General features: G+C 69.5%; 1 protein-coding gene. It reads left to right on the forward strand.

Annotated elements, in window-relative coordinates; genetic code table 11:
• Positions 1-1,023, forward strand: a 1,023-nt coding sequence (locus tag HOV91_RS39135; RefSeq protein ID WP_174190191.1) for an AMP-binding protein, incomplete at both ends; no start/stop codon positions are given.

A 1,023-nucleotide genomic window follows, 5' to 3' on the forward strand; every position in this document is an offset into this window, starting at 1 on the left:
CCAGGTGCACTCCTACAGCGAGTTGCTCGGCGCGCAAGCGGACACCTACGACTTCCCGGTGATCGACGAGCGCTCCGCCGCTGCGATGTGCTACACCTCCGGCACCACCGGCGATCCGAAGGGCGTGGTGTACTCGCATCGCTCCAACTGGCTGCACGCCATGCAGGTCGGCGCCAACAACGGGATGGGCCTGCTCGGCACCGACACCATCCTCGCCATCGTGCCGCTGTTCCACGCGAATGCCTGGGGCCTGCCCTACGCGGCGCTGATGAGCGGATCGAATCTCCTCATGCCGGACCGGTTCCTGCAGCCGGGACCGCTGCTGGAGATGATGGCCGCGCAGCGCCCCACCTTCGCCGCCGCGGTGCCCATCATCTGGGGTGGCGTGCTAGCAGAACTAGGCCCCCGCTCTCAGGACATCACGCACCTACGTGCGGTGGTCGTCGCCGGATCGGCTGCACCGCCGCCGATGATGCATGCCTTCGAGGACGAGCACGGCGTGCGGGTGCTGCACGCGTGGGGCATGACCGAGACCTCGCCGCTGGGCAGCGTCGCGCATCCGCCGGCGACCGCGCTCACCGACGAGGACAAGTGGGCCTACCGGGTGACCCAGGGCCGCTTCCCGGCCGGTGTCCAGGCGCGGCTGGTCGCCGACGACGGCAGCGTGGTCCCCAACGACGGTGTGTCGCTGGGCGAGTTGGAAGTACGCGGTCCGTGGATCACCAGCTCCTACTATTCGCCGGACGGCACGGCGGTCGATCCGGAGAAGTTCGACGAGGGCTGGCTGCGTACCGGCGACGTGGGCAAGATCAGCCCCGACGGCTACCTCACCCTGGTGGACCGTTCGAAGGACGTGATCAAGTCCGGCGGCGAGTGGATCTCGTCGGTGGATCTGGAGAACGCCGTGATCGGGCACCCCGCGGTCGCCGAGGCCGCCGTGATCGGCGTGCCGGACGAGAAGTGGGACGAGCGCCCGCTGGTGGCGATCGTGCTCGCCGAGGGCGCCGAGGCCGAGCCGGAGGA

The organism is Nocardia barduliensis (genome assembly GCF_013315795.1).
In the GTDB taxonomy this organism is placed as follows: Bacteria; Actinomycetota; Actinomycetes; order Mycobacteriales; family Mycobacteriaceae; genus Nocardia; species Nocardia barduliensis.